General features: G+C 72.5%; 6 protein-coding genes. 1 reads left to right on the top strand and 5 read right to left on the bottom strand.

The window, feature by feature from the left end:
- The coding region (locus HY68_RS32190; RefSeq protein WP_041998457.1) for an ATP-dependent DNA ligase at positions 1 to 1,060 on the top strand (1,060 nt) is incomplete at its 5' end.
- 67 nt (positions 1,061 to 1,127) lie between these two features.
- On the opposite strand, the gene HY68_RS32185 is transcribed toward HY68_RS32190, so the two are convergent.
- From HY68_RS32185 to HY68_RS32165, 5 genes are all read right to left on the bottom strand, one after another.
- Complete coding sequence (locus HY68_RS32185) at positions 1,128 to 2,168, bottom strand: phosphatidylinositol-specific phospholipase C domain-containing protein (protein WP_041998454.1); 1,041 nt, start codon at positions 2,166 to 2,168, stop codon at positions 1,128 to 1,130.
- 102 nt (positions 2,169 to 2,270) lie between these two features.
- On the bottom strand, positions 2,271 to 4,226 hold the full coding sequence (locus HY68_RS32180) for an NAD-binding protein (protein WP_041998452.1): 1,956 nt from the start codon (positions 4,224 to 4,226) through the stop codon (positions 2,271 to 2,273).
- A gap of 156 nt (positions 4,227 to 4,382) precedes the next feature.
- The gene (locus tag HY68_RS32175) at positions 4,383 to 5,546 is read right to left on the bottom strand and encodes an NAD-dependent formate dehydrogenase (RefSeq protein WP_041998450.1); all 1,164 of its coding nucleotides are present in this window, start codon (positions 5,544 to 5,546) and stop codon (positions 4,383 to 4,385) included.
- A 101-nt stretch (positions 5,547 to 5,647) separates the two neighbouring features.
- The gene (locus HY68_RS32170) at positions 5,648 to 6,589 is read right to left on the bottom strand and encodes a LysR family transcriptional regulator (protein ID WP_041998447.1); all 942 of its coding nucleotides are present in this window, start codon (positions 6,587 to 6,589) and stop codon (positions 5,648 to 5,650) included.
- 69 nt (positions 6,590 to 6,658) lie between these two features.
- Positions 6,659 to 7,291, bottom strand: a 633-nt coding sequence (locus HY68_RS32165) for a TOBE domain-containing protein (protein ID WP_041998443.1), incomplete at its 5' end; no start/stop codon positions are given.

Raw genomic sequence — 7,291 nt, 5'->3', positions numbered from 1 at the left:
GCCGGTGGCCGAGCGGCTGCTCGCCGAGGGGCCCGCGGTGCTGGCGGAGTTCCGGCTGACCGTGGGCCGTCCCGTGCTGCCGATGCTGGCGCAGAGCGCGGGCAGCGTGGCCGAGGCGGTGGGCAGGCTCGGGGCGTGCGCGGTGGAGGAGAAGCTGGACGGTATCCGGGTGCAGGTGCACCGCGAGGGCGGCGAGGTGCGGATCTTCACCCGCACCCTCGACGACATCACCGACCGGCTGCCGGAGGTGACGGCGGTGGCGCTGGCGCTGGACGGGGACCGGTTCGTGCTGGACGGCGAGGTCATCGCGCTCGGCGCCGACGGCAGACCGAGGCCGTTCCAGGAGGTCGCGGGGCGGGTGGGGTCGCGTACCGATGTGCGGTCGGCGGCCGAGGCGCTGCCGCTCTCGCCGGTCTTCTTCGACATCCTGGCCGCCGAAGGCGTCGATCTGCTGGGGCTGTCCTGCGCGGAGCGGCAGGAGGCGCTGGCCGCGCTGGTGCCCGAGCCGATGCGGGTGCGGCGCGTCGTCGTGACGGACGGCGGGGACGCCGCCGAGGGTGAGGCGTTCTCCCGGGACACGCTGGCGCGCGGGCACGAGGGGGTGGTGGTCAAGAGCCTCGATGCGCCGTACAGCGCGGGCAGGCGCGGTGCCGGCTGGCTGAAGGTGAAGCCGGTGCACACGCTCGACCTGGTGGTGCTGGCGGCCGAGTGGGGGCACGGCAGGCGTACGGGCAAGCTCTCCAACCTGCATCTGGGCGCGCGGCGCGAGGACGGCACGTTCGCGATGCTCGGCAAGACGTTCAAGGGGCTGACGGACGTGATGCTCCAGTGGCAGACGGAGCGCCTCGGGGAGCTGGCGGTGCGCGACGACGGGTTCACCGTGACCGTGCGGCCGGAGCTGGTGGTCGAGATCGCGTACGACGGGCTGCAGCGCTCGTCCCGCTATCCGGCGGGGGTGACGCTGCGCTTCGCCCGGGTGGTGCGCTACCGCGAGGACAAGCGCCCGGAGGACGCGGACACCGTGGACGCGGTGCTGGCGGCGCACGCCCCGACGGTGTGACGGACGGCCCGGGGCCGGACGGTGTGCCCGGCCCCGGGGTGTCGCGTGCTTCGTGACCCGCTCAGGTCTACTGGCCGCGCGGGACGACGGAGGAGAGCACGGCGGGCAGCGAACGCCAGTCGGCGGAGATCAGGCTGGCGTGGTCGGCGGCGAGCAGCGCGAGCCGGTCACGGGCCTGCTGCTCGGTGGGGTTGGTGCCGTCGATGGCGGGGGCCACGTTCTGGGCGTCCGTCATCAGGACGAAGTAGTGGCGCTGGTCGTACCAGGCGAGGTCGATGCCGTTGTTGACGAAGGCGGCGGCGTCACCGTCGAAGAAGACGAACCAGGGGCGCAGGGTGGTGTCCGGGTACCGGGTGCGCGGGTCGCCGGCCGCGGTGACGGAGTGGACGGCGGGGAAGGCGGTGGCCTGGGAGAGCGTACCCGCCGCCTTCAGGTCGCGGAGGTGGGTGGCGTACTCCTTGTCGGTCCAGAACGAGTCGAACGGGTTGCTCTCCTCGACCGTACCGGGGATGAGTTCGACGATGAACTTGCCCGCGAGCTGGGCCCTGGTGGGCCAGCTGCCCGCCTGGACGGCCTCGTCCAGCGTCGCGTGACCGCCCGTCAGGTCGGCGGGGCGGAAGAGCGCGTCGCCGAGCTTGGTGTTGAGCAGCGTGTCGAACTGGACCGGGCCGCGGCCCGCGGTGCCCAGGAAGCCGTCCTTCATCTCGATCTTGAGGACGACGGGCCGGTGGCCGGGGTGGGCGTCGTGCCAGGTTCTGATGTCGGCCAGGCAGCCGCCCAGGTCCCGGTTCTGGCTGTTGGTACGCAGCTGCGCCGGGGTGGTGGCGTTGGCGCAGTTGTTGTTGTTGCCGGTCGGGTTCTCGTGCGAGACCCGCCAGGACGCGCCGAACACATTGGTCCACACGTCGAGTTCCAGCATGCCCGCACCGGAGTCGAGGGCATCGGCGAAGTAGGGGAACGCGGCCTTGTCGTACGAGTTGTGCACGCCGACGCCGGTGGTGGCGGAGTACGGCAGCTGGTCCGTGCCGGCGGCCCGGGCCGGCGAGGTGACGAGGGCGAGGACCGCGACGGCGCTCGCGGCGACGGCGGTGCGAAGGAGCTTTGCCATGTCCGTTGTTCCTCCAGGTGCGCATGTGTGGGGCATGTCAACCGAGGAGGAGATTAGGGGAGTTGGGTGACGTACGGGAGGCCGGGGTCTTATCCGGTTGGATCACCTGGGCGACCGGGAGGCGGTCCTGTGCCGGCCGAGCAGTTCGGCGAGGCCCCTGCGGGTCGCCGCTATCACCACCCGCTCCCCCGGCCGCAGCACCCGGTCGGCGGGCAGGTCCCAGCTGAGACCGGTCGGCCGGGGCTGCCCGTCCTCGCCGGGCACCGCGGCGGCGTCCGGGGTGTGTGCCGTGTCGTCGCCGGTGTCGAGGGCGATGACCCGCCAGGCGCCGGGGGTGAACACCTCGCCGACCGTGCGCCCTTCGAGCCGCGGATGGCCTGCCACGTCGACGGAGGCGACCAGCAGCACCTTGCGCTCCACCGGAATGGCGCCGAGCACCTGACGGCCCATCATGGCGACCGCGAAGGCGGGCGCCGCCAGGTAGGAGACACTGCGGCTGCGCGTCACGGCCCCGGGGTGCGCGGCCCGCAGGGTGCGGTAGACGGCGGTCGCGAAGTCGTCGTCGTACAGCCGCAGGACGACGGGCAGCCGGGGGGCCACCGAGCGGGCGTACAGCGCGGCTTCGAGGTTGGTGGTGTCCCGGCTGGTGAGGGCGAGCAGCGCCTGCGCGCGGTAGATCTTGGCCGCCTCCAGCACCCCTTCCTGGGTCACGTCGCCGAGCACGGTCGGTACGTGGAGCCTGCGGGCGAGGGCCACACCGCGCGCCTCCGGGTCCTCCTCGACGCACACGACGGGGATGCCGAGTTCGCGCAGCTGCGTCAGCACCCGGCTGCCGATCTTGCCGAGGCCGAGCAGGACGACATGGCCGGAGAGCCCGCGCGGCGGCCTGCGCAGGGCGGAGGCGCTGCGGAACGTGCCGAGCGCTTGGAGGACGGCCGCGGTCACCACGGGCAGCAGCAGAAGTCCCGCGAGTCCGGTGAGGAGTTGCAGGACCTGCCGGGCCGTGGCGTCGCCGACGGCGGGGTCGTCGATGGCGAACAGGTCGAGCAGCGTCAAGTACAGGGCGCTGAGCGGACGCATCCCGGTGACCAGCGAGAGTGCCACCGCCAGCGCGAGCACGACCGCGACGATACCGACGAAGGACCAGCGCAGCCGGCGGGAGAACAGCGAGGCCAGCGGGGCGCCACGGCCGCCGAACAGACCGGTCAGCCGCCCGCCGATCCGGCCGCCCGCGCCTTCCGGGTCGTTGCCGGTCTGCGAGACGGTCTCCAGGACGACCGTGCCGCGCCCCACCGCCGCCGCCGCGCTCGCGTCGTCGGGCAGCATCTGCGGCCCGCCGCGCCCGCCGCCGCCCGGTCCTTCGGCGCCGATCGGGTCGTCGGCCGTCGCCGACAGCAGGGCGAGGGTGCACAGCCCCGGTTCGGCCAACTGGCCAGGCCCCGGGTGCCGGTCGACGGCGCGCAGCATCAGACCGCCCGCCCTGATGACCTTGTTCGTGCCGGTGATGGCGGTCGCGGCCAGCGCGGGGGCCGCCGTGTCGGCGTCGCTGAGGACGGTGGTGGAGGCGTCGGGCGCCGTCTCGTCACCGTCGGACGAGGCGACCGCCGCCGACTGGTCGAGGAGCGCTTCGAGGTGCTGGCCGAGCTTGCGGTTGTAGAGCCGGATGACCAGCCGCAGCCGGGGGTTGAGCCGGCGGGCGGCGAGCGCGGTCCTGATGTTGGTCTCGTCGTCCTCGTGGACGACGGCGAGCGCGGCGGCGCTCTCCACCCCGGCGTCCCTGAGGACCGCGTCGTCCAGGTCGGCCGCCTCCACGACACGCGGCGGCGCCACCACGCCGGCGAGGCTGTCGTAGGGGTTGGGCGAGGCCGCTCCCGTACGCCCCACGGCCGCCGACATCCGGCCGAGGAAGGCGGACGCCCGGCCCCGGTTGCCGATCGGGGCCCGTTCGCCGCCGGCGGCCCGCTGCGGCGGTACGACCAGGACGACCTGTTCGCCGTAGACGTCACGCAGTTCGACGGCCAGCCGGTGGGCCAGCGTGTCGTCGCCGCACACCACCATGTGGCCAATGGCGCTGCCGAGTTGGACCTGGTGCGGGAGTGAGGACACACCACCAGTGTGCGACACGGCGGTTGCCGCACCGACAGCCGCCCCGGCCGCGTGTGCGACCGGGGCGGCTGATGCCGTACGGGGACGTGCCGGTCTGCCTGGTGCGCGTCAGCCCTTCGACACCGAGTAGGAGTGCGCGCCCGTACCCGCGAGACCGCCGTTGTCGACGATCAGGTACTCCTCGCGGATCGGGGTGCCGTCGAAGAAGTTCTCCAGGATCTCCCGGGTGCCCGCCGCGTAGCGGGTCTGGGCCGAGAGCGAGGAACCGGAGATGTGCGGGGTCATGCCGTGGTGCGGCATGGTCCGCCAGGGGTGGTCGGCGGGGGCCGGCTGCGGGTACCAGACGTCGCCCGCGTACCCCGCGAGCTGTCCGCTGCGCAGCGCGCGGTCGACGGCGTCCCGGTCGGCGATCTTCGCGCGGGCGGTGTTGATGAGGTAGGCGCCGCGCTTCATCGACGCGATCAGCTCGTCGCCGAACAGCCCCTCGGTCTCCGGGTGGAGAGGCGCGTTGATGGTGACCACGTCGCAGTGCGGGACCATGTCCTGCGTGCTCTCGTGCCAGATCAGGCCGAGCTCGCGCTCGGTCTCCTCGGGCAGCCGGTGCCGGTCGGTGTAGTGCAGCTTGACGTCGAACGGCGCGAGCCTGCGCAGCACGGCGAGCCCGATCCGGCCGGCCGCCACGGTCCCGACGTGCATGCCCTCCAGGTCGTAGCTGCGGGCGACGCAGTCGGCGATGTTCCAGCCGCCGTCGAGGACCCATTGGTGCGAGGGGAGGTAGTTGCGGACCAGCGACAGGGTCATCATCACGACGTGCTCGGCGACGCTGATGCTGTTGCAGTACGTGACCTCGGCGACGGTGACGCCCGCCCCGATGGCGGCGTCCAGGTCGACATGGTCCGAGCCGATCCCGGCGGTGACGGCGAGCTTGAGGTTCTTCGCCGTCGCGATGCGCTCGGCCGTCAGATAGGCCGGCCAGAACGGCTGGGAGATGACCACGTCCGCGTCGACGAGTTCCTGGTCGAAGACGGACCCCTCGCGGTCCTTGTCCGACGTGACGACGAGCGTGTGGCCACGGGACTCCAGGAAGGTCCGCAGGCCCAGTTCGCCGGAGACGCTGCCGAGGAGTTCGCCCGGCGTGAAGTCGATGGCCTGCGGTGTCGGGGCGCTCTGGCCGCCCGCGTAACTCTCGATCTTGGGGATGTCGTCGCGGGCGTAGGAGGTCGGGTATCCGTCGACCGGGTCGTCGTACAGCACGCACAGCACCTTTGCCATGACTGCGGCTCCTCATCCGTTGCTGCGGAAAGTTACTTCCACACTGGCCCTGACCAGGGAGGATGGCAAAGCGAAAGTTTCTATGCCCGGATAGGCAGGGGCTATCCGGGCAGCGCCGGGCGCAGATAGGTGTCGAGCAGCCGGTCCAGCGCCTCCCGTACACCGGCTTCCCTGGCGATCTCCAGCAGCCCGCGGGCCAGGACGGGTTCGGGGCTGCGGTCGGCGATGACGAGGCCCACCCGCGGGCCGTGCGCCGGGGTGGCCAGCGGGATGACCCGCATCCCCTCGGGCACGCCGAACATGTGCAGCCAGGCGTGTGAGATCACACTGGACCACCGCCCGGCCGCCAGGTGGGCGTAGAGCCCCGCCACCGAGTCGGTCTCGATCGCCGGGGTCACGGTGGATCCGCCGTCGGCCGCGAAGTACTCGTCCATGATGCGCCGGTTGCGCATCTCCCGCGACAGCAGGCACAGCGGCAGGTCCGCGATCTGCGACCAGCCCGCGACCTCTTGCCCCGACAGCGGTCCGGCCAGCGGGGTGAGCAGCAGATAGCGCTCCTCGTAGAGCGGGGTCCTGCGCACCTGGCCGAGGGTTTCGTCGTCCAAGTAGGTGATGGCGATGTCGAGTTCGAACTCGGCGAGCCGGTGGGTGATGTCGCGGGACGACAGCGAGTCGATCACCACCCTTGCCTGCGGGTGCCGTTCGCAGAACGGTGTGGTGAGCAGCGAGGCCACGGTGAGCGCGGTGGGTATCGCGCCGAGCCGCAGCGTGCCGGTCAGGCCGCCCCGCATCGCGGACAGTTCATGGCGCAGCGCGTCGCGCTCGGCGAGTATCCGGTGCGCCCACAGCAGTACCCGCTCGCCCTCGGGGGTCAGTCCTTCGAAGCGGCGGCCCCTGCGCACGATGGGCACGTCCAGTTCGTGTTCGAGTTTGCGGATCGCCGCCGACAGGGACGGCTGGGAGACGAAGCAGGCGGCGGCTGCGCGGGCGAAGTGCCGCTCCCTGGCGAGCGCGACGAGGTATTCCAGCTGGCGCAGCAACATCGCTCGCTCCCGTCCGGCCGGCCGTCCGCTCGGCTCGTTCCCCATCTACGCGGCTGCCGGCCGTTCTGTCTACAGCGCGACGAGGGTGACCTCGGTGGCTTTGACGCTCGTCCAGACGGACACGCCGTCGGTCAGGCCCAGTTCGGCCGCGGCGCCCGGGGTGATCTCGGCGACCAGGTCGGGTGCGTCGCCCGAGGTGATCAGGATCCGCAGCCGGCTGCCGGACGCCGTGATCTCCCGGACCGTACCGGGCCATACGTTGCGCGGACTGCCCGTGGGGCGCTCCCGGTGTACGGCGACGGCTTCCGGGGCGATGATCGCCAGCGCGGCCGTGCCGGCGGGCAGCGGTTCGGCGACGACCAGCCGGCCGCCGGCCGTCAGGTCGAGTCCGTCCTGACCGAACGTGCCGGGCCAGGCGTTGCGGCCGAGCATCCGGGCGACCCAGGGTGAGCGCGGGCTGCGGGTGACCTCGGTGGGCGGCGCGTCCTGCAGGGCGCGTCCCTCGTCCAGTACGAGCACCCGGTCGGCCAGCGAGACCGCCTCGACCGGGTCGTGCGTGACGATGAGACAGACCCCGCCGAAGTCCGCGAGGTGGCCGCGCAGGGTGTGCCGTACCTGGGCGCGGGTGGTCTGGTCGAGTGCGGCCAGCGGCTCGTCGAGCAGCAGCAGCCGTGGCCGGGCGGCGAGTGCGCGGGCCAGGGC

The sequence above is a fragment of the Streptomyces sp. AcH 505 genome (genome assembly GCF_000818175.1).
Taxonomy (GTDB): Bacteria; Actinomycetota; Actinomycetes; order Streptomycetales; family Streptomycetaceae; genus Streptomyces.
The sequence above is the reverse complement of the archived record's forward strand: the minus strand, read 5'-3'. Positions and strand labels throughout refer to the sequence as shown.

Excerpts from the sequence above, each read along its gene's own strand:
- HY68_RS32185 (WP_041998454.1), bottom strand. The coding sequence starts at position 2,168 with ATGGCAAAGCTCCTTCGCACCGCCGTCGCCGCGAGCGCCGTCGCGGTC.
- HY68_RS32170 (WP_041998447.1), bottom strand. The coding sequence starts at position 6,589 with ATGTTGCTGCGCCAGCTGGAATACCTCGTCGCGCTCGCCAGGGAGCGG.
- HY68_RS32180 (WP_041998452.1), bottom strand. The coding sequence starts at position 4,226 with ATGGTGGTGTGCGGCGACGACACGCTGGCCCACCGGCTGGCCGTCGAA.
- HY68_RS32175 (WP_041998450.1), bottom strand. The coding sequence starts at position 5,546 with ATGGCAAAGGTGCTGTGCGTGCTGTACGACGACCCGGTCGACGGATAC.